Here is a 25418-nt window from a genome sequence, read left to right as displayed (position 1 = left end):
CAGACAAAAAAGGGAACTGTTGCAATGTCCGCATCCCTCGCCTTCGTATTCCCCGGTCAAGGTTCGCAGTCCCTCGGCATGCTTGCCGAACTGGGCACCCAGCACGCCATCGTGCGCGATACCTTTGCCGAAGCCTCTGCCGCCCTGGGTTATGACCTCTGGGCCCTGGTGCAGGAAGGGCCGGAAGAGCGCCTGAACCAGACCGACAAGACCCAGCCCGCCATTCTCACCGCTTCCATCGCCCTGTGGCGCCTGTGGCAAGCCGAGGGTGGCGCGCAGCCGGCCTACGTTGCCGGCCATAGCCTGGGCGAATATTCCGCGCTGGTCGCCGCCGGCAGCCTGGCCTTTGCCGATGCGGTGAAGCTGGTTGAGCGTCGCGGCCAACTGATGCAGGAAGCCGTTCCGGCCGGTACTGGTGGCATGGCGGCCATCCTCGGCCTGGAAGATGCCGATGTGCTGGCGGCTTGCACCGAAGCCGCCCAGGGCGAAGTGGTCAGCGCTGTGAACTTCAACGCGCCGGGCCAGGTGGTGATCGCCGGTGCGGCCAAGGCCGTGGAGCGCGCCATTGAAGGCTGCAAGGCGCGTGGTGCCAAGCGCGCCGTGGCGCTGCCGGTCAGCGTGCCGTCGCACTGCGAGCTGATGCGCCCGGCTGCCGAGCGCTTTGCCGATGCCGTTGAGGCCATTCAGTGGCAGATGCCGCAGATTGCCCTGGTGCAGAACGTTACCGTCCAGGTTCCCGCTGATCTGGCCGCGCTCAAGCGCGATCTGCTGGCGCAGCTGTACAGCCCGGTTCGTTGGGTGGAGAGCGTCCAACTGCTGGCCGAGAAGGGCGTCACCGACCTGGTCGAGTGCGGCCCGGGCAAGGTGCTGGCTGGTTTGAACAAGCGTTGCGCCAAGGGCGTGACCACCCACAACCTGGATTCCGCGGACGCCTTCGGGGCGGCACGCGCGGCGCTGGTCTGAGAGGAGATAAAGCATGAGTCTGCAAGGTAAGGTTGCACTGGTTACCGGCGCGAGCCGTGGTATCGGCCAGGCCATCGCCCTGGAACTGGGTCGCATGGGCGCCACCGTGATCGGCACTGCCACCAGCGAGTCCGGCGCGCAGAAGATTTCCGAATACCTGAAGGCCAATGGCATCCAGGGTTCGGGCATGGTGCTGGACGTCTCCAACGACGAGTCCGTGACCAGCACCCTCGAAGCCATCCAGAAAGAAGCCGGTGCTCCGGCTATCGTCGTCAATAACGCCGGCATCACCCGCGATAACCTGCTGATGCGCATGAAGGACGACGAGTGGTTCGACGTGGTCAACACCAACCTCAACAGCCTCTACCGTCTGTCGAAAGCCGTCCTGCGTGGCATGACCAAGGCACGTTGGGGTCGCATCATCAACATCGGTTCGGTGGTGGGTGCCATGGGCAATGCCGGGCAGACCAACTACGCTGCTGCCAAGGCCGGTCTTGAGGGCTTCACCCGTGCCCTGGCGCGCGAAGTCGGTTCCCGTGCTATCACTGTCAACGCGGTTGCTCCTGGCTTCATCGACACCGACATGACCCGCGAACTGCCGGAGGCGCAGCGTGAAGCGCTGCTCGGTCAGATTCCGCTGGGTCGACTGGGGCAAGCAGAAGAGATCGCCAAAGTGGTAGCATTCCTCGCTTCCGAGGGCGCAGCTTATGTTACGGGTGCCACGGTACCGGTGAATGGCGGAATGTACATGAGTTGATGTGACGTGTTGCTTCGCGGCGATGTCATATGCGCTGTCTAGAATCCCCAACGTACTGCGGACGGGATTAGGCAGAGCATCTGGGTTAGCCGCGAAGGGGCGTCAGCGTTCAGCTTGAAATGCAGAAAACCCTTTCTATACACTTACCCGCAGCCCAGCTGTACGGATTGTCCATAGGAGTGAAAACAAGGTATGAGCACCATCGAAGAACGCGTCAAGAAGATCGTTGCTGAGCAACTCGGCGTTAAGGAAGAAGAAGTCACCAACAGCGCTTCCTTCGTTGAAGACCTGGGCGCCGACTCCCTTGACACCGTTGAGCTGGTGATGGCTCTGGAAGAGGAATTCGAGACCGAAATCCCCGACGAGCAAGCCGAAAAGATCACCACCGTTCAGGAAGCCATCGACTACATCGTTGCCCACCAGGCATAAGACGTAGTCGTCGGTTCCCCGACGAAAGAAGCCGCACGGCCTGCAAAGGCGTGCGGCTTTTCTTTAACGCCGGCATCTGCCGGCGTTATTGCCGTGAAACGTATGAGAGGAAGTCACAGTGTCGCGTAGACGCGTAGTCATCACTGGCATGGGTATGTTGTCGCCCCTGGGTGTGGATGTGCCGAGCAGTTGGGAAGGCATTCTCGCCGGGCGCAGCGGTATTGCCCCGATCGAACACATGGACCTGTCCGCCTTTTCCACCCGCTTCGGCGGTTCGGTGAAGGGTTTCGACGTCGAGCAATACATGTCCGCCAAGGAAGCTCGCAAACTCGACCTGTTCATCCAGTACGGCCTGGCCGCCAGCTACCAGGCGGTGCGTGACTCCGGCCTGGAAGTCACCGACGCCAACCGGGAGCGCATCGGCGTTGCCATCGGTTCGGGCATCGGCGGTCTGACCAACATCGAAAACACCTGCCGTTCGTTGTTCGAGCAGGGCCCGCGGCGCATTTCGCCGTTCTTCGTGCCCGGCTCGGTCATCAACATGGTTTCCGGGTTCCTGTCGATCAACCTCGGTCTGCAGGGTCCCAACTACGCCATCACCACCGCCTGCACCACCGGCACCCACAACATCGGCATGGCCGCGCGCAACATCGCCTACGGCGACGCTGACGTGATGGTGGCCGGCGGCTCCGAAATGGCTGCCTGCGGTCTGGGTCTGGGCGGCTTCGGCGCGGCCCGCGCGCTGTCCACCCGCAACGACGAGCCGGCCAAGGCCAGTCGTCCGTGGGACAAGGACCGCGATGGCTTCGTGCTCTCCGACGGCGCAGGCGCGCTGGTGCTGGAAGAGCTGGAGCATGCCAAGGCCCGTGGCGCCCGTATCTATGCCGAGGTCGTGGGCTTCGGCATGAGCGGCGACGCCTACCACATGACCGCTCCGCCGGAAAACGGCGCGGGCGCCGCGCGCTGCATGAAGGCGGCCCTGCGTGACGCCGGCCTGAACCCGGAGCAGGTCGATTACATCAACGCCCACGGCACCTCCACGCCGGCCGGCGACATCGCGGAAATCGCCGCGGTGAAATCGATCTTCGGCGAGCATGCCTATGGGCTGTCGATGAGCTCCACCAAGTCCATGACCGGTCACCTGCTGGGTGCCGCCGGCGCGGTCGAGGCGATCTTCTGCGTGCTCGCCCTGCGCGACCAGGTGGCGCCGCCGACCATCAACCTGGACAACCCCGACGAGGGCTGTGACCTGGATCTGGTGGCACACCAGCCCAAGGAGCGTCCGATCGAGGTCGCGCTGTCGAACTCCTTCGGTTTCGGTGGTACCAACGGCTCCCTGGTGTTCCGCCGGTTCCACGGCTGATGCTGAGCTGGGTCGACGGCCGCAGCGCCGAGGTCCTGTCCGTGAGAGATCGCGGATTGGCCTATGGCGATGGCCTGTTCGAAACCATTCGCGTGTCGGCAGGCCGCCCGCGCCTGCTGGCACGCCACATGGCCCGGCTGGAAGAGGGTGTGCAACGCCTGGCCCTGCCGGTCTCGCTGGAGCGGGTCGAAGACGAACTGCTGCGTTTCAGCACGGCATTGGACGACGGCGTCGCCAAGCTGATGCTGACCCGTGGCGAAGGCGCGCGCGGCTACGCGCCGCAGGCGGACGCCCAGGTGCGCCGCCTGCTGCTCGGCTCCCCGGCGCCGGCTTACCCGGCAAAGCACTGGGAGGAGGGCGTGCAGCTCTTTCCCTGTGCCACACGCCTGGCCGAGCAGCCGATACTGGCCGGCCTCAAGCACCTCAATCGCCTGGAGCAGGTGCTGGCCCGCGCCGAGTGGGATGATCCAACCTTTGCCGAAGGCCTGATGCGCGACGTATCCGGGCGGATCGTCGAAGGTGTGTTCAGCAATCTGTTCCTGGTTCGCAATGGCGAACTGATCACCGCCGAACTCAGCCGCTGCGGCGTTGCCGGTGTAATGCGCGCCGAAGTGATCGAGCGCGCCGGCAATATCGGCCTACCGGTCATCGTGCGGGACATCGACTTCGCCGAACTGGCGCAGGCCGACGAGGTCTTTCTCTGCAACAGCCTTTACGGCATCTGGCCGGTGCGTGGCTTTGCCGGTCGTGCTTGGCCGGTCGGGCCGCTGACCCGTAAACTGCAAGGCCAACTTCGCGAACTTCTGGATTCCTGACACGTGATGCGCAAATTGCTGGTGCTGCTGGAAGGCGGCCTGCTGCTGGCCGGGCTCGTGCTGGGCCTGGCGGCCTGGGAGCAGCACCGCGCGCTGCAACAGCCGCTCCAGCTCACCGAAGAGCGATTGCTCGACGCGCCCTCCGGGGCGACGCCGGGCGGACTGCTGACCCGACTGCAGGACGAGGACGTGCTGCATGGCGGGTTCTGGCTGCGCCTGTACTGGCGCTTCAACCTCTCCGGCGAGGCGCTGCACAGCGGCGAATACCGCCTCAAGCCCGGCATGACCGCTGCCGAACTGCTCGACCAGTGGCGCGACGGTGACGTGGTGCAGTACGGCCTGACCCTGGTCGAAGGCTGGACCTTCCACCAGGTGCGCGAGCTGCTTTCCCGCCAGCCCAAGCTCAGCCAGACCCTGGCCGGTCTCAGCGATGCCGAGGTGATGGCCAGGCTGGGCAAGCCGGGTGTCTTCCCCGAAGGGCGCTTCTTCCCCGATACCTACCGTTTTGTCCGGGGCACACGGGACATCGACCTGCTGAAGCAAGCCTACCAGCGCATGGACAACATCCTTGCCGAAGAGTGGGACAAGCGCGAGTCGGACTTGCCGTACAAGGACTCCTACCAGGCGCTGATCATGGCCTCGCTGGTGGAGAAAGAAACCGGCGTACCGCAGGAGCGCGGGCAAATCGCCGGCGTCTTCGTGCGTCGTCTGGAAAAGAACATGCTGCTGCAGACCGACCCGACCGTCATCTATGGCATGGGCGATCGCTACGCCGGCAAGATCACCCGCGCCGACCTGCGCGAGGCGACCCCCTACAACACCTACGTGATCGCCGGTTTGCCGCCGACGCCCATCGCCCTGCCGGGGCGCGAGGCCATCCACGCGGCACTCAATCCGGTGCCGGGTGACAGTTTGTACTTCGTTGCGCGAGGCGATGGCAGTCATGCCTTCTCCGACAACCTCGACGACCACAATAAGGCGGTTCAGGAATTTCAGCTCAAGCGTCGCGCCGATTACCGTTCCAGCCCGGCTCCGGTGCTTGCACCGAACGCCCCCGCCGGCGACGCCCCTGCGGCGCAGTAGCCCGACAAGAGATCAAGGAGAGCCGAGTGACCGGCCTGTTCATCACCCTGGAAGGCCCCGAAGGCGCGGGCAAGAGCACCAACCGCGAGTACCTGGCCGAGCGCCTGCGCGAGCGCGGTATCGAAGTCCAGCTGACCCGAGAACCCGGCGGCACCCCGCTGGCTGAACGCATCCGCGAACTGCTGCTGGCGCCCAGCGACGAAAAGATGGCGGTGGACACTGAGCTGCTGCTGGTTTTCGCCGCCCGCGCCCAGCACATCGCCGAGGTGATCCGCCCAGCCCTGGCGCGCGGCGCCGTGGTGCTGTGCGACCGTTTCACCGATGCTACCTACGCCTACCAGGGCGGCGGTCGCGGCCTGCCGGTGGAGCGCATCGCGCAACTGGAAAGCTTCGTCCAGGGCGGTCTACGCCCGGACCTGACCCTGGTCTTCGACCTGCCGGTGGAAATCGGCCTGTCCCGCGCCGCGGCCCGTGGCCGGCTCGACCGTTTCGAGCAGGAGGGCCGTGCCTTCTTCGAGGCCGTGCGCAGCACCTACCTGGTTCGCGCCCAGGCCGAGCCTGCGCGCTACCGCATCGTCGATGCCGCCCAGCCGCTGGCCGAGGTGCAACGCAACCTGGACGCGCTGCTGCCGACCCTGCTGGAGCGCCTGCATGGCTGATATCTATCCCTGGCAGCAGGGCCTCTGGCAGCAACTGAGCGGCCGCGAGCGGCATGCTCACGCCTACTTGCTGCATGGCCCGGCCGGAATCGGCAAGCGTGTGCTGGCCGAGACGCTGGTGCACTTGCTGCTCTGCCAGAAGCCGACGAACGGCAAGGCCTGTGGTCAGTGCAAGGCCTGTCAGCTGCTCGCTGCCGGCACCCACCCGGATTTCTTCCTGCTGGAGCCGGAAGAGCCGGAGAAGCCCATCCGTGTCGACCAGGTGCGTGAGCTGGTGGATTTCGTGGTGCAGACCGCTCAGTTGGGTGGGCGCAAGGTGGTGCTGCTGGAACCCGCCGAAGCGATGAACCTGAACGCCGCCAACGCCCTGCTGAAAAGCCTGGAGGAGCCCTCCGGCGATACGGTGCTGCTGCTCATCAGCCACCAGCCCAGCCGGCTGTTGCCGACCATCAAGAGCCGCTGTGTGCAGCAGGCCTGCCCGCAACCGAATGCGGAGCAGAGCCGTGCATGGCTGGCCGGCGCCTTGCCGGAGGAGTCGACGGAAGGCCTGGACGAGTTGCTGGTACTGGCCGGCGGTTCGCCGCTCACCGCGCTGCGCCTGCATGGGCAGGGCGTTCGCGAGCAGCGCGCACTGGTGGTGGACGGGGTGAAGAGGCTGCTCAAGCAACAGGTCGCCCCCAGTCAGCTGGCGGAGAGCTGGAACGCATTGCCCCTGCCGCTGCTGTTCGACTGGTTCTGCGATTGGGCCTTGCTGACCCTGCGCTATCAGTTGGCGCGCGATGAGGCCGGCCTCGGCCTGACCGATATGCGCAAGGTGGTGCAGTACCTCGCCGAGAAGTCGGCACAGCACAAGGTGCTGGCGATCCAGGAATGGTTGCTCGCGCAGCGGCAGAAAGTCCTGAACAAAGCCAACCTCAATCGTGCCTTGCTTCTCGAAGCCTTGCTCGTACAGTGGGCAAGCCTTCCCGGGCCGGGCTAGAATCCGCCCATTGGATACAACTGCCAGGACAGCTGAATGAGCTTGCCACCGAATCTGGGTCCGCGGAACGGAATCCTGTCCCTGACGATCAAGGACAAGTCCGTATTGTATGCCGCCTACATGCCGTTCATCCGTAACGGTGGTCTGTTCATCCCGACCAACAAGACCTACAAGCTGGGCGACGAAGTCTTCATGCTGCTCAACCTGATGGACGAGCCGGAGAAGATCCCGGTGGCCGGCAAAGTGGTCTGGATTACGCCCAAGGGCGCCCAGGGCAACCGTGCGGCGGGTATCGGCGTGCAGTTCAACGATGGCGACAATACCGCGCGCAACAAGATCGAGACCTACTTGGCCGGCGCGCTGAAGTCGGACCGTCCGACCCATACCATGTAGCTCATGCCATGCGAGAATGGCAGGCTATACAGGCTGCAAGCACGAAGCGCCCGAATGGGCGCTTCGTCATTTTCCGGAGAGTGTTTTCATGCTGGTCGATTCCCACTGCCACCTCGATCGCCTCGATCTTGCCGCCCACGGCGGTTCGCTGGATGCCGCGCTGGACGCCGCCCGTGCGCGCGGCGTCAGCCAGTTCCTGTGCATCGGCGTCAGCGCGGACAACGCCAAGGCGGTGAAGGACCTGGCCGACCGCTACGCCGACGTGCACTGCTCGGTGGGCGTGCATCCGCTGGACCTGGAGCCTGGCGTTGCGCCGGCGCTGGACTGGCTGCTGGGAGAGCTGAATCATCCGCGCGTGGTGGCCATCGGCGAAACCGGCCTGGATTACCACTACGAGCCCGAAGCTGCCGAGCTGCAACAGGAAGCCTTCCGCCTGCATCTGGAAGCGGCGAAGGTCACCGGCAAGCCCGTCATCGTCCACACCCGTGAAGCCCGCGCCGACACCCTGGCGCTGCTGCGCGAGGCAGCGCTGCCGCAGGCTGGCGTGCTGCACTGCTTCACCGAGGACTGGGAGATGGCCAAGGCGGCGCTGGATATCGGCTTCTACATCTCCCTGTCGGGTATTGTCACCTTCCGCAATGCCGAGCAACTGCGTGAGGTGGCGCGCCAGGTGCCAGTGGACCGCCTGCTGGTGGAGACCGATTCGCCGTACCTCGCCCCGGTGCCGCACCGTGGCAAGCCGAACCTGCCGGAGTATGTGCGCGAAGTGGCCGAGTACCTGGCCGTGCTGCGCGGCGTGAGCTTCGAGACCCTGGCCGAGCAGACCACCGCCAACTTCCGTCGGTTGTTCCCGCTGGCAAAGTGATCCCGGGCGCCGATCACGGCTGTTCGATTACAGAAATCGCGCGCAAAAAAAACCCGGGTTCTGGGGGATGAATCCGGGTCAAGACCATTAGGAGTGTAACAATAAGGTACGCGATCCTCGGTACCTTCACCGGCGGGGCACTTGGGGGGAGATGCCGCGCACCGGTATCTGTAAGTATTGGTCAAGATGACGCGGCTGCCACAGGGGGCCGGGTGTTTTTTAAACGGATTTGGAATACATCACAGCGGGCTGAGCACCTGGGCTCATTCCTGCGCCATTCCGGCGATCAATGCCAGGGTCTCCTCGATCACCTTTTCCGTCGTATAGAAGTGTGGCGAGAAGCGAATGCCGGCGCCGCGCTGGATGCACACCACCTGTTCCGCGCGCAGGCGCTCCAGTAGTCGGGCATTGTCCCAGCCGGCCAGGCTGAAGGTCAGGATGCCCGCGCGACGGGACGGATTCAGTGGGCTGTGCAGCGTCGCGCCGGAAATCCGCGCCAGCCCGTCCTGCAACTGCTGCACACGCTCCCCAACCAGGGCGCCGACCTTCTCCATGCCAACCTCTTCCAGCAGGCTCAGGCTGGCGTCGAGCGCCACGGCGCCGAGCATGTTCGGGCTGCCGCACTCGAAGCGTCGCGCGCTGCGCGCCGGCTGCCAGTGGTCCAGATCGTAGTTGCCGGCGTTTTCCAGCATGTGCCAGCCGTACTCCTGCAGCGCCAGTTGTTCCCGTTCGGCAGCGCGGCAATAGAACACGCCCAGGCCTTCCGGGCCGAGCATCCACTTGTGGCCGTCGGCCATGGCGAAGGCACAGTCATAGGCCTGGACATCGAAGGGCAGGGCGCCGAGCTGCTGGATGGCGTCGATGCAGAACAGCACGCCGCGCTGTCGACAGCCGGCGCCGAGGCGCTCCAGGTCCATGCGCAGGCCGCTGGCGTACTGCACCGCGCTGATCGACAGCAGGCGTGTGCGCGGGCCGCAGGCGGCAAGCAGGTCACCCTCGGGATCGGTGCCGTTCAGGCTGACCGGGACGACCTCGACACCCTTGGGCTTGAGCGCTTCCCAGACGATCCGGTTGGAGGGGAATTCCTGGTCGCTGATCACCACCTGGTCGCCGGCGCGCCAGTCCAGCCCGAAGGCGACGAACGACAGCGCCTCGGAGGTGTTCTTTACCAGTGCAATATCGCCGGTGGTCTGGGCGTTGAGCAGGCGTGCCAGGCGCTCGCGCAGGCGCTTCTCGATGGTCAGCCACTGCGGGTAGTCGCGGGCGCCGAGCAGGACGTTTTCCTGAGCAAAGGCAGCTACGGCGTCAGCCGCACGCTTGGGCCAGGGCGCTACAGCTGCGTGATTCAGGTAGTGCAGGCCGGACTGTTGGGGAAATTCGTGGGAGAAGCTAATCATGTCGGATGATCCGTGCAATTTGGCGCTGAATAGGCATAATACGCGGCTTCGAATTTTGACTATTTTTGACCGAACAGTCTTTTTATGCAGAAAGAGCCGCGCAAGGTTCGCGAATTCCGTCGTCGCGAACAGGAAATCCTCGACACCGCCCTCAAGCTGTTCCTGGAGCAGGGCGAAGACAGTGTCACGGTCGAAATGATCGCCGATGCCGTGGGTATCGGCAAAGGCACCATCTACAAGCACTTCAAGTCCAAGGCGGAGATCTACCTGCGCCTGATGCTGGACTATGAGCGCGACTTGGCGGCGCTGTTCCATTCCGAAGACGTGGCGCGGGACAAGGAGCGCCTGTCGCGCGCCTACTTCGAGTTCCGCATGCGCGATCCACAGCGCTACCGCCTGTTCGACCGCCTGGAAGAGAAGGTGGTGAAGACCAGCCAGGTCCCGGAGATGGTCGAGGAGCTGCACAAGATCCGCGAGTCCAACTTCGAGCGCCTGAGCCAGCTGATCAAGGAACGCATCGCGGCGGGCAAGCTGGAAGACGTGCCAGCCTACTTCCACTACTGCGCGGCCTGGGCGCTGGTGCACGGCGCCGTGGCGCTGTACCACTCGCCGTTCTGGCGCGAGGTGCTGGAGGACCAGGAGGGCTTCTTCCAGTTCCTCATGGACATCGGCGTGCGCATGGGCAACAAGCGCAAGCGCGACGGCGATACACCGGCCGCCTGAGTCGATATTCGCACTGTCCATCGTCGCTCGTGCGACAGGTTGGCGGGTGAGGGTGGGGATATACTGAATGGGTGATCCCCACCGGAGCCGAGCATGATCGTCGACCGCCAGGGCAGGCGCTTCCGTAACCTTCGGGTCAGCCTGACCGCCGCCTGCAACTACGCCTGCACCTACTGCGTGCCGGATGGCAAGCGTCTGGTCGCCGCTCAGGACGAACTGTCGGCCGAATCCCTGGTGCGTGGCGTCGCCTACCTGATCGAAGCGGCCGGCATCGAGCGCCTGCGGGTGACTGGCGGCGAGCCGCTGGTCAGTCCCAAGCTGGACGCCTTCCTGCACGGCGTCAGCCGCCTCGGTCTGCAGGACATCGCCATCACCACCAACGGCCAGCTGTTGTCGAAGAAGCTGCCGTTGCTGCTGGATTGCGGTATCCGCCGTCTCAATGTTTCCCTCGATACCCTGGATGCCGAGGCCTTCCGTCGCATCGCCCGTGGCGGTGATCTGGCGACCGTACTCAAGGGACTCGACGAGGCTCGTGCCGCTGGCCTGAAGATCAAGCTCAACATGGTGCCGCTGCGCGGACAGAACCTCGACCAGGTCCTGCCGCTGCTGGACTACTGCCTGGGGCATGGCTTCGAGCTGCGCTTCATCGAACTGATGCGCATGGGGCACCTGGCCCGCGACCCGAATGCCTTCAACCAGCAGTTCATCGGCATGCAGGAACTGCTGGAGCTGATCGGTTCGCGCCACCCCTACATCCAGGCCAACGCGCCTGTGGATGCCACCGCACTGCGCTATGAAGTGCCGGGACAGGGCTTCTTCGGCGTGATCGCCAACGAAAGCGTGCCGTTCTGCCGTACCTGCTCGCGCCTGCGCCTGTCGTCCACCGGCTGGCTGCATGGCTGCCTGTCGTCGAGCAATCGCCATTACGTCGGCGATCTCCTCGACAAACCCCGTCACCAGGCCCTGCCGGCGCTCCAGCGCCTGCTGGTGCGTGCCTTGGCGGACAAGCAGGAAGTCGCCTTCTCCGGCGGCGTCACCGTCATGAAGATCATCGGCGGCTGATCCGGGAGTTTCCGTCGGCCTCCGGCTGGAGCAGAATGGGCGCCGCTTCGTGGCGGCGCGCGGTCATCCGGCCGATTCGCTCCTGCCTGCCGCTTGCCTGAGTCGTATCCCGGCCCTTGATGTTCCGCATCGCGGGCCGTTTCTTCGCCCCATCCTTTGTCCTTGTCCGTCGCACCGCGGGAGGTTGCATTGATGCAGGAACGTATCGAACTGGAACAGGGGTTCTGGTTCCTGGTGGTTGTAGCGTTGCTGTTGGTTCTGTGTCTGTGGGGCAATGGCGATATCGCTTTCCTCAGCGTCAATGAGGCGAGGCGGGCGGTCACGGTTCGCGAGATGTACCAGGCGAACGACTGGCTGCTGCCGCACATGAACGGCGATCTGTATCTGGCGAAGCCGCCGCTCTTCTATTGGCTGGCACTGATTCCGGTGCACCTGGCGGGCGCCGTGTCGGAGTGGGCCGTACGGTTGCCCTCGGCGCTGCTGGCGCTCGCCACGCTGGCCGGCACCTTCTATTGGGGGCGCGGCATCGGTGGGCGCGGCCTTGGGCTGTTCGCTTGCATTTTCCTGGCGGCCAACGCGGGATTCAGCCAGTTCGCCCGGCGCGCGGAAATCGAGATGGCGCTGACGGCGTTCTGCTTCCTGTCCCTGCTCAGCGCCTATGTCTACCTGTTCATCGATGGTCGTCGCCGCTGGAGCCTGCTGAGCTATGCCCTGCTCGGTTGCGCGCTGCTGACCAAGGGACCGGTCAGCCTGCTGCTGGTGACCTTGCCGGTGCTGGTCTTCGCCCTGATCCAGCGCCAGGAGCGCGCACGGTCCTACCTGTGCGACATCCCAGGCTGGCTGATCGCCTTGGCGCTGGGGGCGTCCTGGTATGCCGCCGTGACCTTGCAGGAGGGCATGGATGTCTGGAAGGCGATCTTCCAGCAGGACATCGTCGAGAAGGTCAAAGGTAGCGGCGGCAGCGACCCCTGGTATGCGTACCTGCTGTATCTCGCCGGTGACTTCTTCCCGTTCTGGCTGTTGCTGTTGGCGGGGCCGCGGCAGCTGTGGCGGCAGATCAGGCAGAGCCCGCAGCTGATCCTGGCGCTTTGCGCGATTCTCGTACCGCTGATCGTTTTCTCCCTGTTCAGCGACAAGCACGCCAAGTACCTCCTGCCCACCTACCCCTGCGTTGCATTGCTGCTGGCCTATCACTGGATGCAGGTATTCGCCCGCCAGGGCGGCTGGCGGCGCAAGGCAATGCAGTGGGGGCCCCTGCTGCTGCTGTTCGGCTTTGTCGGCTTCTACACGGTACTTGAGCGCACGGTCTTCGCTTATCGATACCAGGCGTTGCCGGAAATCACTCGGATTGCCGCGGCGCATCCCGCTCTGCCGCTCTATAGCCTCGACGTGCCGGACATGCGCCTGGTGTATTACGCAGGGCGTCCCGTCACCCGCCTGTCGGCTGATTCGGCAACCTCGACCGCTGCTGGCCTGCTGTTCGTACCCGGAAAATTGCCAGCCGCGCTGCAGGCGTCGGCGCATTGCGTCAGCGACACGGTTCCGAAGTACCTCAGTCGCCGCAAGGAGCTGCAGGTCGTTCTGCTGGGCGGCGCCTGCGGCAGCGGGGGCGATACGGCCAAGCAGCCGATAGCGGGAAATACCCATGGCTGAACTGCGGCCGGGGCTCGCGAGCGCTGTAGCCGTGCTTGCGGGTGGCGCGGAATCTGCATCCTGCGGTCGAGTGCCGGTTTCTCGACACCGGCCGTGGAGACAAGAGATGCGCACCCTTCTGGCGATCTTCGCCATGGCAGCCCTGGCAGGCTGCATGACGCCCAGCGACATGGCTGAACGCACCGGCTATTACGCGGGTGATGCCGGCTTCCTCGACCACAGCCAGACTCGTCGCACGGGGAACTGGCGCCTGCAGCCGGACTCGTTCATCTACATCGCCCAGGGGCCTTTCGTGCCGCCCGGTCATGCTTATGCGCAGCCGAACGTGGTGGCAGAGGAGGCGTTCAAGGGCTTCGTCGAGTATTTCCCGATGGTGCGGCGCGCCCAGGGGCCGTTGGGGCTTGAGGGGGCGATGCAGGAGGCGCGGGCGGTGGGCGCCAACTACCTGCTCTATACCCGCTTCGCCCGCGGGGAGGACAATGTCGGCAGCTACGAAGAGTATGAAGATACCGACAACGCCGTGGGACGCGACCGCAGCGTGATCCAGGTGATGCTGATCGAAACCGCCAACCGCTATCTGGTGGACAGTGCCACTATCCGCAGTCGTGGCGGTTTTCTGACATTCTATGATGCCAAGCCCGACGACCTGATCGGGCCGCCGCTGGAAGAGTACGCCCGCAGCCTGCTGGGGGTGAGGACGCACGAGGAGTACCAATGACCGACCCCCTGACTAATCCGGAGCGTGCCGGCAACCTGCTGGCGCAGATTCCCGCCACCCAGGGCAAGGGGCTGCCGCCGGTGCACCTGTGGAACCCGGACTGCTGCGGCGACATCGACATGCGCATCGCCCGCGATGGCACCTGGTATTACCTGGGTACGCCGATCGGACGCAAGCCGATGGTGCGGTTGTTCTCCACCATCATCCGCCGCGATGGCGACGACTACTTCCTGGTCACGCCGGTGGAGAAGTGCGGGATCACGGTCGACGACGCGCCGTTCGTCGCAATCAGCCTGGTTGTAGAGGGGGAGGGGGAGCAGCAGGTGCTGCGCTTCACCACCAACGTCGAGGATGAAGTGGTGGCCGATGCCGCGCATCCGATTCGCGTGGAACTCGACCCGCAGACCCAGGAGCCGTCGCCCTACGTGCTGGTGCGGGTGAATCTGGAAGCGCTGATCCATCGCAACGTGTTCTATCAACTGGTCGAGCTGGCCGTCAGCCGCGAAATCGAGGGGCGGGAATGGCTGGGTGTATGGAGTTCGGGAGAGTTCTTCCCCATCGCTCCACAGCCGTGACTCCATAGTCTGAACGAGTCTGGTAGTTCTTTTTTAAGTCTGCTACACGCCCGCTGCCATGAGCATGAGGCCAAAAAAAGGCTCCCGAATGGGAGCCTTTTTCATTACCGCCAACGTATTACATGTTGGGGTAGTTCGGACCGCCGGTACCTTCCGGTGCCACCCAGGTGATGTTCTGGGCCGGGTCCTTGATGTCGCAGGTCTTGCAGTGTACGCAGTTCTGGGCGTTGATCTGGAAGCGCTTGCTGCCGTCGTCGTTGCTCACCACTTCGTACACGCCGGCCGGGCAGTAGCGCTGCGCGGGCTCGTCGTAGAGCGGCAGGTTCTTGCCAACCGGGACGCTCGGGTCGGTCAGGCGCAGGTGGATCGGCTGGTCTTCCTCATGGTTGGTGTTGGAGAGGAATACCGAGGACAGCTTGTCGAAGCTGATCTTGCCGTCCGGCTTGGGGTAATCGATCTTCGGCGCTTCGCTGGCCTTTTTCAGGGTGGCGTAGTCCGGAGTCGTATCGTGCAGGGTGAACGGAATCTTGCCGCCGAAGATGTTCTGGTCGATGAAGTTGAACGCACCGCCACCGATGGCGCCGAACTTGTGGATGGCCGCGCCGAAGTTGCGGCTGCGGAACAGCTCGTCGTACAGCCAGCTGCCCTTGAACGCATCGACGTAGTTGGTCAGCTCGTCGCCGCCTTCGCGGCCGGCGGCCAGGGCTTCTGCAACAGCGTCAGCGGCCAGCATGCCGGACTTCATGGCGGTGTGGCTGCCCTTGATCTTGGCGAAGTTCAGGGTGCCCAGGTCGCAACCGATCAGCGCGCCGCCCGGGAATACCATCTTCGGCAGCGAGTTCAGGCCGCCCTTGCAGATGGCGCGAGCGCCGTAGGCCACGCGCTTGCCGCCTTCCAGGTACTGCTTGATCACCGGGTGGTGCTTGTAACGCTGGAACTCGTCGAACGGCGACAGGTGCGGGTTGGTGTAGGACAGGTCGATGATCAGGCCGACCACCACCTGGTTGTTCTCCAGGTGATAGAGGAAGGAACCACCCGGGTTCTCGTCGTTCAGCGGCCAGCCGGCGGTGTGCACCACCAGACCCTGCTCGTGCTTGGCCGGGTCGATGTCCCAGATTTCCTTGATGCCGATGCCGTAGTGCTGGGCGTCGGCTTCGCTGTCGAGCTTGTACTTCTTGATCAATTGCTTGCCGATGTGGCCACGGCAGCCTTCGGCGAACAGGGTGTACTTGGCGCGCAGTTCCATGCCGGGGGTGTAGTAACCCTCTTTCGGATTGCCTTCGCGGTCGACGCCCAGGTCACCGGTGATGATGCCGCGCACCACGCCATTCTCGTCGATCAGCGCTTCCTGGGCGGCGAAGCCCGGGTAGATCTCGACGCCCAGGCCTTCGGCCTGCTGGGCCAGCCAGCGGCACAGGTTGCCCAGGGAGATGATGTAGTTGCCTTCGTTGTGCATGGTCTTGGGCACGAAGAAGTTCGGCACCTTGGCCGCCGCTTCCGGGCTCTTCAGCACATAGATGTCGTCACGCTTGACCGGGGTGTTCAGCGGCGCTTCGAGCTCTTTCCAGTTGGGGAACAGCTCGTTCAGCGCGCGGGGCTCGAACACGGCGCCGGAGAGGATGTGGGCGCCCACTTCGGAACCCTTCTCGACCACACAGACGCTGATTTCCTGACCGGCGTCGGCGGCCTTCTGCTTCAGTCGGCAAGCGGCGGACAGACCGGCAGGGCCGGCGCCGACGATGACGACGTCGAATTCCATAAATTCGCGTTCCACTATCGATCTCTCCTGAATCAAGGCTCTGGGCATATTTTGTAGGTATTGGGATGGGCGTGCCCCCACCCGGTAAGAGCGGGGCGCATTATAGCTAGACCTGTTGCTATATCTAAACCCCTTATCGAGCGCAATACAAACGTTTGTTTGAATCGCGCGTAACCCTGATAGAATCGGGGTCCGCGGCTTATGTAGGGGTATTTTCGCGTATTGACCCGCCAGGGCGATGCGGTCAAGATACCTGCGGTTTTGCGGTCGCGGTCTCGCTGGATGTAGTCGCAGATGGCGTGCACTACCAGCCAGGCCTGTCTGGCGACATTCCTATTCACCGGAGAATAACGAGGAATCCATGAAGGTTCTTGTAGCTGTCAAACGAGTGGTTGACTATAACGTCAAGGTCCGCGTCAAGGCGGACAACTCCGGCGTCGATCTCGCCAACGTCAAGATGTCCATGAACCCCTTCTGCGAAATCGCCGTGGAAGAAGCCGTTCGCCTGAAAGAGAAAGGCGTCGCCACTGAGATCGTTGCGGTCTCCGTCGGCCCGAACGCCGCCCAGGAGCAACTGCGCACCGCGCTGGCGCTGGGTGCCGATCGCGCCATCCTCGTCGAATCCAACGACGAACTGAATTCCCTGGCTGTCGCCAAGGCCCTGAAAGCCATTGTCGACAAAGAGCAGCCGCAGCTGGTCATCCTCGGCAAGCAGGCCATCGACAGCGACAACAACCAGACCGGCCAGATGCTGGCTGCGCTGTCCGGTTACGCCCAGGGCACCTTCGCCTCCAAGGTTGAAGTGGCTGGCGACAAGGTCAACGTCACCCGTGAAATCGACGGCGGCCTGCAGACCGTTGCCCTGAACCTGCCGGCGATCGTCACCACCGACCTGCGCCTGAACGAACCGCGCTATGCGTCGCTGCCGAACATCATGAAGGCGAAGAAGAAGCCGCTGGACGTGGTGACCCCGGACGCCCTGGGCGTTTCCACCGCTTCCACCGTGAAGACCGTGAAAGTCGAAGCTCCGGCTGCCCGTAGCGCTGGCATCAAGGTCAAGTCCGTTGCCGAACTGGTCGAGAAACTGAAGAACGAGGCGAAAGTAATCTGATGGCTATCCTGGTAATCGCTGAGCACAACAACGGCGCACTGGGCGCTGCCACCCTGAACACCGTCGCTGCTGCGCAGAAGATCGGTGGCGATATCGCCATCCTGGTCGCTGGCCAGAACGTCGGTGGTGTGGCCGAAGCCGCTGCCAAGATCGCTGGTGTTTCCAAGGTGCTGGTCGCCGACAACGCTGCCTATGCTCACCAACTGCCGGAGAACGTTGCTCCGCTGATCGCTGAGCTGGGTAAGGGCTACAGCCACGTGCTGGCCGCCGCGACCACCAATGGCAAGAACTTCCTGCCGCGCGTCGCCGCCCTGCTGGACGTCGACCAGATCTCCGAGATCATCGAAGTGGTCAGCGCCGACACCTTCAAGCGCCCGATCTACGCCGGTAACGCCATCGCTACCGTGCAGTCCTCGGCTGCCGTGAAGGTCATCACCGTACGTGGCACCGGTTTCGACGCCGCCGCTGCCGAAGGTGGTTCCGCTGCCGTTGAAGCCGTTTCCGGCCCGGCTGACGCCGGCAAGTCCGCCTTCGTGGGCGAAGAACTGGCCAAGTCCGACCGTCCGGAACTGACCGCTGCCAAGATCGTCGTTTCCGGCGGCCGCGGCATGGGCAATGGCGACAACTTCAAGATCCTCTACGCCCTGGCCGACAAGCTGGGCGCCGCTGTCGGTGCTTCCCGCGCCGCGGTCGACGCCGGCTTCGTGCCGAACGACATGCAGGTCGGCCAGACCGGCAAGATCGTTGCACCGCAGCTGTACATCGCGGTGGGCATCTCCGGTGCCATCCAGCACCTGGCGGGCATGAAGGATTCGAAAGTGATCGTTGCGATCAACAAGGACGAAGAGGCGCCGATCTTCCAGGTTGCCGACTACGGTCTGGTCGCCGACCTGTTCGAAGCCGTACCGGAGCTGGAAAAGGCCGTCTGAGCCCGATCCGCTTGCTGAAGGAACCCGCCCCACGTGGCGGGTTCTTTCATTTCAGGTCCTTGATTTCCCTGTAGAAAGGGATGATTCGCCGCGTGCATGACCCATTGGTCACGAATCTTCGCCGATAAGTCCCCGGACGAAGGTGTCTCATCTACAATGCGCGACGTCTCCAGTTCCTGAATGTGTTCAATCGACACTTGGCTACCGAGGTTTTCATGATCATCAAACCGCGCGTGCGTGGCTTCATCTGCGTCACTACCCACCCGACCGGCTGTGAAGCCAACGTCAAGGAACAGATCGAGTACGTCGAGGCGCACGGCCCCATCGCCAACGGTCCGAAGAAGGTCCTGGTGATCGGTTCCTCCACCGGCTATGGCCTGGCCGCCCGCATCAGCGCCGCCTTCGGCGCCGGCGCCGACACCCTGGGCGTGTTCTTCGAGCGTCCGGGCAGCGAAACCAAGGCGGGCACCGCCGGCTGGTACAACTCGGCTGCCTTCGAGAAGTTCGCCAAGGCCAAGGGCCTGTATGCGCGCAGCATCAACGGCGACGCTTTCTCCGACGAAGTGAAGAAGGTCACCATCGAAACCATCAAGCAGGACCTGGGCAAGGTCGACCTGGTGGTCTACAGCCTGGCCGCGCCGCGCCGTACCCATCCGAAGACCGGCGAGGTCTTCAACTCCGTGCTCAAGCCGGTCGGCAAGACCGTCAACTTCCGAGGTCTGGACACCGACAAGGAAGTGATCAAGGAAAGCGTGATGGAGCCGGCGACGCCCGAGGAAATCGCCAACACCGTGGCGGTGATGGGCGGTGAAGACTGGCAGATGTGGATGGACGCGCTGCAGGAAGCCGGTGTGCTGGCCGATGGCGTGAAAACCACCGCCTTCACCTACTTGGGCGAAGAGATCACCCACGACCTGTACTGGAACGGCTCCATCGGCGCCGCCAAGAAGGACCTGGACCAGAAGGTCCTGGGCATTCGCGAGAAGCTGGCCGCCACCGGCGGTGACGCCCGCGTTTCCGTGCTCAAGGCTGTGGTCACCCAGGCCAGTTCGGCTATCCCGATGATGCCGCTGTACCTGTCGCTGCTGTTCAAGGTGATGAAGGAGAAGGGCACTCACGAAGGTTGCATCGAGCAGGTCGACGGCCTGTTCCGCGACAGCCTGTACGGCGCCGAACCGCACCTGGACGCCGACGGCCGCCTGCGCGCCGACTACAAGGAACTGCAGCCGGATGTGCAGAACACCGTGAAGGACCTGTGGGACAAGGTGACCAACGAGAACCTGTACCAACTGACCGACTTTGCCGGCTACAAGACCGAGTTCCTGCGCCTGTTCGGCTTCGAGATCGCGGGTGTGGACTACGAGCAGGACGTCAATCCGGACGTGCAGATTCCCAATCTGATCCAGCTCTGAGGTCGAAGTCCTCGCGGACTTCCCGCTCAAACAGAAACGGCGCCTTGGGGCGCCGTTTCTGTTTTCCGTAACCTTCAGTTGGCCGCGGTGGCCGGTGCCTGACTCTGCTGGAGGAAGTCCAGGTACAGTCTGGCGGTTTCTTCCGGCCGTTCGATCATCGGCACATGGCCGCAATCGCGCAGGATGGCTACGCTGGGCTTTTTAAGCAGCGGTTTCATTACGTCGATGCTGGATACATCCAGCACCCGGTCGCGGTCACCCCACAGTAGCAGGGTGGGGGCGGTGATCTTCGGCAGTTCCGGCTCCAGTGGGATATAACGCTCGCGCAGTTGCTGGAAGACCTTGTTGTTGAAGGCGCTGCGCTCCAGCGAACGTTCTGCCAGGTAGTGCTCCAGCCGAGAGGGCATGGGCGGCCGCTGCACGAAGACGAAGTCGAGCAGGGCGGGGAAGTCGTCCACCGAGCGCAGCACCAGCGGGTTGTCCTCGCCCTTGAGCAGGCGCTGGAACAGTTCGCTCTGGCGGGGCGCCATGACCCCGGCGTTGTCGAACAGGCCGGCCGACAGCACGTTATTCGGGTGGCGTGCGGCGAGCAGCGCAGCGATGTGTCCGCCCATGGAGTTGCCGACTACGTGGTAGCGGCCGATGCCCAGTTCGCGCATGAAGTCCGCCAGGCGTTCGGCCTGGGTGCCGACGTCGTAGCTGATGTTCTCCGGGCGGCTGCTGTCGCCGAAGCCCGGCAGGTCGACGGCGATGACCTGGTAACGGTCGGTGAGGAAGTGGGCGAAGCGCAGCCAGTTGCTCTTGTCGGCGCCGAAACCGTGGACCAGCAGGATGGTCTGGGCCTTGTCCGGGCCGCCCTCGTAGTAGTGGATGTCGAGATTGTCCACCGTCAGGCTGCGTTCGCCCAGGCCCGCGCGGCTGCTCTCGGCGAACTGTGCGGTGGCCAGCAGCGTGGCGGGAACGGCATACAACACGCCCGCCGTGGCGGCGAGCAGCAGGACGAGGAGCAGAAGGGCTTTCTTCATGAGAAGTCCTTATTACCAAATCGGGATGGTGTGCTTTACGCTAGCATTTTGCAGGTCTAAGCATGACCGTTCTTACTTCCGGTAAGCGAGATTAACGATGCTCCATTGCTCCACGATGCTGCGTGCAGCTCTTCTGCTGGCGACTTTCTCGGTGCCTCTGGCCGGCCTCGCCGCAGGTAAATGCGAGCGCCTGGTCGCCACCGGCAACCCGGAATATCCGCCGTACCTGTGGCGCGACCCGATGAAGCCCGAGCGCCTGATCGGCGCCAATGCCGACCTGCTGGAGCAGATCGGCAAGGCGATTGGCGTGGATATCCGGGTGATCTACACCGGCTCCTGGGCGCGGGCGCAGGAGGAAGCGCGGTTGGGGCGCGTCGATCTGATCGCCGGGGCCTTCCTGACTCCCGCACGGTTGGAAACCATGGATTACATCCATCCGGCCTTCCTCACCACCGACAGCGTGGTCTGGACGCGCAAGGACGCCACCTTACCCTATGCGCACTGGGAGGACCTGCGCGGGCTGAAGGGCGGCACCCTGGTGAATAACAGCTTCGGTGCCGATTTCGACAGCTTCGCCAAGCAGCAACTGACTCTGGAGGAGGTGCCCAGCCTGACCCAGGCCTTCCAGAAGCTGCTGCTCAAGCGTTCCGATTACGTGCTCTACGAGCACTATCCCGGCCTTGCGGTGGCCGCCAGCCTCGGCATGGTGGATGACCTGCAGCCGCTGGAACCGCCGGTCTCCAGCGAGGGTCTGTACCTGACACTGGCGCACAACTCCGCTTGCAACGACCCCTGGCTGCGCGGACAACTGGCGAAAAAAATGACAGAATTGACGGCCGCCGGAGTCCCGCAGCGCTTGCTGCAGGACAACCTGGCCCGCTGGAAGGGGCAGCAGTTGCAGCCGGCCAGCACTCCCACCCAGTAGGACAACAGATTTCGTGATCAATCGACGGATGATGGCCGCCGGTCTGGCTCTTTTTGCCCTGGCCGGTTGCACAACGAACGACCCGGCACCCACCGAGCAGATGCGCCTTACCGAACAGGCGCTGGAGCAGGCCAAGGCCGTGGGCGCGACGGATGACGTAGCCGAGCTGAAGCTCGCCGAGGACAAGTACCAGGCTGCCAAGGGCGCCCTGGCGGTGGAGTCGAACAAGAAGGCGCGGCAGCTTGCCGAGCAGGCCGAGCTCGATGCCCGCCTCGCCGAGGCCAAGGAGCTGACGCGCAAGAGCGCGGACCAGTTGGCCGAGCAGAGCAAGAGCATCAATCGCCTGCGTAAACAGTTGGGGGAAGCGCAATGACTTCACTGCAACTGTTGCGCTTCGTGGCGCTGGGCTCCGTGGTCGCGCTGGCGGGCTGCGCCAACAGCCAGTTGAGCGAGAAGTCCCTGGAGCAGGCGCGTACCCAGTTCCAGTCCGTGAAGGAAGATTCCGCGGTGCTGCGCAGCGCGCCCAAGGATGTCATCCGCGCCGGCGAATCGCTGGCGCGTGCCGAGCGTCTGTCCAACTACTGGGGCAGCAGCGACGACGTGCTGCAGTATTCCTATCTCAGCCAGCGTTACAGCGAGATTGCCCGCGAGCACAGCAACTACACGCTAAACCAGGAACGCCTGGCCAAGCAGCAGCTCGAACGCGAACGTCTGCAACTGGCCATGCGCGAGGCGCGCCTGGCCAACGTGCAGGAGCAGAACAAGTGGCTGGAACAGCAGATGGTCAGCCTGGCCACCAACGAAACCGAGCGCGGCCTGGTGCTGACCCTCGGCGACGTGCTGTTCGACAGTGGCGAGGCTGACCTCAAGCCCGCCGCCAACCGCACCGTGCTCAAGGTGGTGCAGTTCCTCCAGCTCAACCCGCGGCGGGTGATTCGCATCGAGGGCTATACCGACAGCGACGGCGATCGGCAGCAGAACCTGCAACTGTCCAAGGACCGCGCGCAGTCGGTGGCCGACGCCTTGTCCGACCTGGGCGTCGACGCCAAGCGTATCCAGGTGCAAGGCTACGGCGAGGCCTATCCGGTATCGGACAACGCCTCGTCGCTGGGGCGGGCGCAGAACCGCCGGGTCGAGATCGTCTTCTCCGACGAAAAGGGCCAGTTGGGCGCCGAGCGCTGAACACACCCGGTCACATGGCGTTGCAAATGAAGCCCTGGAGCTCCCCGCTCCGGGGCTTCTTGCATGGGGATCTCGAAATTATTCGAGGGTCGCGTTGGCGAAAATGAACCCGTGCGACTAATCCCCATGCTGGGGAGTCACCAGCGAGAGACGTAAATGCTGTCCGAGAAAAAGACCCTGAACGTGATCGTGGCGGATGCCCAACCGATGATTGGCTGGGGGCTGGAACATTATCTGGCCGAACACTGCGACGCTCAGGTGAACGCCTATGTCAGCGACACGGAGAGTCTGCTGACCGCATTGAGCGAAAGGACCGATACCGACCTGCTGATCATGGAGATGGCATTGCCGGGTGAGCGTGGGCGCGATGGCGTACACTTGATCGAATGGCTGCGCCGTCACTATCCCGGCGTGCAGATCCTGGTGTACTCGCTGCTCGGCGCACCGCTGATGGCGGCGTCGGTGGTGAAGTGCGGCGCGCTGGGCTATGTCTGCAAGCGCAGCGCCCTGGGCGTGCTCGCCGATGCAGTACAGCGCGTGCGTCGTGGCGACACCTTCATCGACCCGACCCTGCGCCAGCCGCGTCACACCGGTCGGCCGCTGAGCCCCACCGAGATGGACATCATCCGGCGCCTGGCCCACGGCGCCACCGTTGGCGAGATCGCCGAGCGCACCAACCGCAGCGTTTCGACCATCAGCACCCACAAGCGCAACGCCATGCAGAAGCTGGGCCTGACCAGTGACGCCCAACTGGTCGCCTTCGGCGTACTGGACTGGCTCGGCGAAGTCTGACGCGGCATGTAGCGCTGGTCAGCGGTAACTGTAACGCGCACAATCCCTGTCACTGTTCTGGAACAGTTGCGGCTTTTTAGCTACTGTTTCGGTCCAATGACCGAGGGATGGCCGTCATGTCCAATCTGCTTCTGTACCAGCGCATCGCCCAGCAACTGGCCGAAGACATCCGCCGTGGTGTCTACCAGCCGGGCGAGCGTGTGCCGTCCGTGCGCAAGCTGAGCACCCAGCTCAACGTCAGCCACGCCACGGTGTTGCAGGCCTATGCCACCCTCGAAGACCAGGGACTGATCCGCGCGCGTCCGCAGTCCGGCTACTACGTGCACCGTACGCCGGCGCTGACCGCCTCGACGCCGGACATCGCCCGGGTCGAGCGCCCGGGCCTGGTCACCCGCAGCAGCATCATCAACCAGGTGCTCGCCGAGGCGCGCCGCGAAGGCGTGTTCCCGCTGGGCGCGGCGGTGCCGCACGTGGATTACCTCCCGGTCCGCGCGCTGCACCAGCAGTTGGCCAAGGTCACCCGCTTCTCCAGCCCGCGGGCCTTCAGCTACATGTTCAGCCCCGGCTACGAACCGCTACGCCGCCAGGTGGCGATCCGCATGCGCGATGCCGGCGTGGTGGTCGATCCGACCCAGGTGACCATCACCCATGGCTGCGTGGACGCGATCCACATGGCGCTGCGCGTGATGACCCGTCCGGGCGATCTGATAGCCACCGAGTCGCCGAGCTACTATGGCTTGCTGCAGCTGGCCGACATCCTCGGCCTCAAGGTCATCGAGATCCCCAGCGACCCGCTCACCGGGATCAGCCTGGAAGCGCTGCAACTGGCCGCCAACCAGTGGCCGATCAAGGCGCTGGTGCTGACCCCGCGCCTGAGCAACCCGCTGGGCGGCACCATCCCGGAAGATCGCCAGAAGCAGCTGCTCAAGCTCACCGCCGAGCACAACATCGGGGTGATCGAGGACGACATCTACGGCGAGCTGATGTTCGACCAGGGCCAGACCAAGGCGCTCAAGGCCCATGACCGCGACGGCCGGGTGGTGTACTGCTCGAGCTTCTCCAAGACCATTTCCCCCGGCGTGCGCATCGGCTGGATCATCACCGAGCGCTACCAGGAAGAAATCCGCCGCCTGCAGACCTTCACCACCCATTCGGCGTGCACCGTTACCCAGATGGGAGTGGCGGCCTACCTGGAGAACGGCGGCTACGACCGGCACCTGCGCTACATCCGCCAGGAGTACCGCAAGAACATGACCGCCTACCAGCTGGCGGTGCAGCAGTATTTCCCCGAAGGCACGCAGATGACCCGGCCCAAGGGCGGCTTCATCCTCTGGGTCAGCCTGCCGGCCAAGGTGAACACCAAGGAGCTGCACGTGCGCGCGCTGGAGCAGGGCATCAGCATCGCGCCGGGGCTGATCTTCAGTAACACCGAGCAGTTCAACAACTGCCTGCGGCTGACCTGCGGCATCCCGTGGGACCGCGAGGCGGAGCGGGCGATCATGACTCTCGGCATGCTGGCCTGCCAGCTGTGCCAGGAAGGGCTGATCGCAGCCTGATCGTTGATTACACCGGACGCTAATCCACTTGGGGCAGGGCGTACAACCGTTCGCGGTTGTACGCCGTTACACCATGACCGGCCGCCAATGCCAGGGCCGGGCCCTGAGCGCGAGGATGCCAAGGCCTGCCGGTGAGCACCCGTACCTGTAGGAGCGAGCTTGCTCGCGAATAGAGTTACCCGGCCATATCGATGCTGGGTTGTTCGCGAGCAAGCTCGCTCCTACGAAAAGCTCCGGTTCCACACTGCGTTAACCCGTTTCCCTGCGCGGCCTCGTCTGAGGAGTTGAATCCC

General features: G+C 64.0%; 26 protein-coding genes. 23 read left to right on the top strand and 3 right to left on the bottom strand.

Going from position 1 to position 25418, the window contains the following annotated elements; all coding sequences use genetic code 11:
* Window positions 1-24 precede the first annotated feature (24 nt).
* The 10 genes from fabD (at window position 25) to ACAW63_RS23450 (ending at window position 8306) form a co-directional block, all read left to right on the top strand.
* Complete coding sequence (gene fabD, locus ACAW63_RS23495; protein WP_371229391.1) at window positions 25-963, top strand: ACP S-malonyltransferase; 939 nt, start codon at window positions 25-27, stop codon at window positions 961-963.
* A gap of 13 nt (window positions 964-976) precedes the next feature.
* Window positions 977-1720 (top strand): 3-oxoacyl-ACP reductase FabG, encoded by a 744-nt coding sequence (fabG, locus tag ACAW63_RS23490; protein WP_152224538.1) that lies wholly within the window; start codon window positions 977-979, stop codon window positions 1718-1720.
* 192 nt (window positions 1721-1912) lie between these two features.
* Entirely contained in the window at window positions 1913-2149 is a 237-nt protein-coding gene (acpP, locus tag ACAW63_RS23485; RefSeq protein WP_015477931.1) for an acyl carrier protein, read from the top strand.
* Between the two features lie 118 nt (window positions 2150-2267).
* Window positions 2268-3512 (top strand): beta-ketoacyl-ACP synthase II, encoded by a 1245-nt coding sequence (gene fabF, locus ACAW63_RS23480; protein ID WP_275611033.1) that lies wholly within the window; start codon window positions 2268-2270, stop codon window positions 3510-3512.
* Window positions 3512-4327, top strand: a complete 816-nt coding sequence (gene pabC, locus ACAW63_RS23475) for an aminodeoxychorismate lyase (protein WP_371229387.1) — start codon at window positions 3512-3514, stop codon at window positions 4325-4327. Before fabF ends, pabC begins: the two co-directional genes overlap by 1 nt.
* A gap of 6 nt (window positions 4328-4333) precedes the next feature.
* Window positions 4334-5410, top strand: coding sequence for an endolytic transglycosylase MltG (mltG, locus tag ACAW63_RS23470; RefSeq protein ID WP_371234766.1), 1077 nt, complete (start codon window positions 4334-4336; stop codon window positions 5408-5410).
* Window positions 5411-5436: 26 nt separating this feature from the next.
* Window positions 5437-6069 (top strand): dTMP kinase, encoded by a 633-nt coding sequence (tmk, locus tag ACAW63_RS23465; RefSeq protein WP_371229384.1) that lies wholly within the window; start codon window positions 5437-5439, stop codon window positions 6067-6069.
* The gene (locus ACAW63_RS23460; protein WP_275611036.1) at window positions 6062-7048 is read left to right on the top strand and encodes a DNA polymerase III subunit delta'; all 987 of its coding nucleotides are present in this window, start codon (window positions 6062-6064) and stop codon (window positions 7046-7048) included. Before tmk ends, ACAW63_RS23460 begins: the two co-directional genes overlap by 8 nt.
* Before the next feature lie 36 nt (window positions 7049-7084).
* On the top strand, window positions 7085-7441 hold the full coding sequence (locus ACAW63_RS23455) for a PilZ domain-containing protein (RefSeq protein ID WP_009621447.1): 357 nt from the start codon (window positions 7085-7087) through the stop codon (window positions 7439-7441).
* Between the two features lie 88 nt (window positions 7442-7529).
* Window positions 7530-8306, top strand: coding sequence for a TatD family hydrolase (locus ACAW63_RS23450; RefSeq protein WP_331319868.1), 777 nt, complete (start codon window positions 7530-7532; stop codon window positions 8304-8306).
* A gap of 263 nt (window positions 8307-8569) precedes the next feature.
* On the opposite strand, the gene ACAW63_RS23445 is transcribed toward ACAW63_RS23450, so the two are convergent.
* Window positions 8570-9703, bottom strand: coding sequence for an aminotransferase class V-fold PLP-dependent enzyme (locus tag ACAW63_RS23445; protein ID WP_331319867.1), 1134 nt, complete (start codon window positions 9701-9703; stop codon window positions 8570-8572).
* An 84-nt stretch (window positions 9704-9787) separates the two neighbouring features.
* Between ACAW63_RS23445 and ACAW63_RS23440 the strand changes: the two genes are divergently transcribed.
* The 5 genes from ACAW63_RS23440 to ACAW63_RS23420 all read left to right on the top strand — a co-directional run bounded on the left by ACAW63_RS23440 (window position 9788) and on the right by ACAW63_RS23420 (window position 14434).
* Entirely contained in the window at window positions 9788-10426 is a 639-nt protein-coding gene (locus ACAW63_RS23440; RefSeq protein ID WP_152224531.1) for a TetR/AcrR family transcriptional regulator, read from the top strand.
* Window positions 10427-10519: 93 nt separating this feature from the next.
* Window positions 10520-11488: a radical SAM protein gene (locus ACAW63_RS23435; RefSeq protein WP_343572816.1), complete on the top strand. Its 969-nt coding sequence runs from the start codon at window positions 10520-10522 to the stop codon at window positions 11486-11488.
* A gap of 192 nt (window positions 11489-11680) precedes the next feature.
* Window positions 11681-13141, top strand: coding sequence for an ArnT family glycosyltransferase (locus ACAW63_RS23430; RefSeq protein WP_371229377.1), 1461 nt, complete (start codon window positions 11681-11683; stop codon window positions 13139-13141).
* A 106-nt stretch (window positions 13142-13247) separates the two neighbouring features.
* Window positions 13248-13859, top strand: coding sequence for a DUF4823 domain-containing protein (locus ACAW63_RS23425; RefSeq protein ID WP_275611041.1), 612 nt, complete (start codon window positions 13248-13250; stop codon window positions 13857-13859).
* Window positions 13856-14434: a DUF1285 domain-containing protein gene (locus ACAW63_RS23420; RefSeq protein WP_371229373.1), complete on the top strand. Its 579-nt coding sequence runs from the start codon at window positions 13856-13858 to the stop codon at window positions 14432-14434. Before ACAW63_RS23425 ends, ACAW63_RS23420 begins: the two co-directional genes overlap by 4 nt.
* A 118-nt stretch (window positions 14435-14552) precedes the next feature.
* Here the strand turns inward: ACAW63_RS23420 and ACAW63_RS23415 are convergent, their stop codons facing one another.
* On the bottom strand, window positions 14553-16208 hold the full coding sequence (locus ACAW63_RS23415) for an electron transfer flavoprotein-ubiquinone oxidoreductase (protein WP_370599764.1): 1656 nt from the start codon (window positions 16206-16208) through the stop codon (window positions 14553-14555).
* A gap of 346 nt (window positions 16209-16554) precedes the next feature.
* Between ACAW63_RS23415 and ACAW63_RS23410 the strand changes: the two genes are divergently transcribed.
* From ACAW63_RS23410 to fabV, 3 genes are all read left to right on the top strand, one after another.
* Window positions 16555-17304 carry an electron transfer flavoprotein subunit beta/FixA family protein gene (locus tag ACAW63_RS23410; RefSeq protein WP_275611043.1) on the top strand — a complete coding sequence of 250 codons (750 nt, stop codon included), beginning with the start codon at window positions 16555-16557 and terminating at the stop codon, window positions 17302-17304.
* Window positions 17304-18233, top strand: a complete 930-nt coding sequence (locus ACAW63_RS23405) for an electron transfer flavoprotein subunit alpha/FixB family protein (RefSeq protein ID WP_371229369.1) — start codon at window positions 17304-17306, stop codon at window positions 18231-18233. Before ACAW63_RS23410 ends, ACAW63_RS23405 begins: the two co-directional genes overlap by 1 nt.
* A 215-nt stretch (window positions 18234-18448) precedes the next feature.
* Window positions 18449-19645 carry an enoyl-ACP reductase FabV gene (gene fabV, locus ACAW63_RS23400; protein WP_275611045.1) on the top strand — a complete coding sequence of 399 codons (1197 nt, stop codon included), beginning with the start codon at window positions 18449-18451 and terminating at the stop codon, window positions 19643-19645.
* 74 nt (window positions 19646-19719) lie between these two features.
* On the opposite strand, the gene ACAW63_RS23395 is transcribed toward fabV, so the two are convergent.
* Complete coding sequence (locus tag ACAW63_RS23395) at window positions 19720-20670, bottom strand: alpha/beta fold hydrolase (RefSeq protein ID WP_371229366.1); 951 nt, start codon at window positions 20668-20670, stop codon at window positions 19720-19722.
* A gap of 97 nt (window positions 20671-20767) precedes the next feature.
* Between ACAW63_RS23395 and ACAW63_RS23390 the strand changes: the two genes are divergently transcribed.
* From ACAW63_RS23390 to ACAW63_RS23370, 5 genes are all read left to right on the top strand, one after another.
* Entirely contained in the window at window positions 20768-21595 is an 828-nt protein-coding gene (locus ACAW63_RS23390) for a substrate-binding periplasmic protein (protein WP_371229363.1), read from the top strand.
* 28 nt (window positions 21596-21623) lie between these two features.
* Window positions 21624-21968 carry a DUF4398 domain-containing protein gene (locus ACAW63_RS23385; RefSeq protein WP_370601694.1) on the top strand — a complete coding sequence of 115 codons (345 nt, stop codon included), beginning with the start codon at window positions 21624-21626 and terminating at the stop codon, window positions 21966-21968.
* The gene (locus ACAW63_RS23380; protein WP_275611048.1) at window positions 21965-22777 is read left to right on the top strand and encodes an OmpA family protein; all 813 of its coding nucleotides are present in this window, start codon (window positions 21965-21967) and stop codon (window positions 22775-22777) included. The genes ACAW63_RS23385 and ACAW63_RS23380 overlap by 4 nt, the downstream gene beginning before the upstream one ends.
* A 156-nt stretch (window positions 22778-22933) precedes the next feature.
* Window positions 22934-23569 carry a LuxR C-terminal-related transcriptional regulator gene (locus tag ACAW63_RS23375; RefSeq protein ID WP_371229359.1) on the top strand — a complete coding sequence of 212 codons (636 nt, stop codon included), beginning with the start codon at window positions 22934-22936 and terminating at the stop codon, window positions 23567-23569.
* A 116-nt stretch (window positions 23570-23685) separates the two neighbouring features.
* The gene (locus tag ACAW63_RS23370) at window positions 23686-25125 is read left to right on the top strand and encodes a PLP-dependent aminotransferase family protein (RefSeq protein WP_275611050.1); all 1440 of its coding nucleotides are present in this window, start codon (window positions 23686-23688) and stop codon (window positions 25123-25125) included.
* Window positions 25126-25418 lie beyond the last annotated feature (293 nt).

Origin of the sequence: Pseudomonas sp. QE6 (genome assembly GCF_041379005.1) — a bacterium.
In the GTDB taxonomy this organism is placed as follows: domain Bacteria; phylum Pseudomonadota; class Gammaproteobacteria; order Pseudomonadales; family Pseudomonadaceae; genus Pseudomonas.
This window is presented reverse-complemented; position numbering and strand designations above follow the sequence as displayed.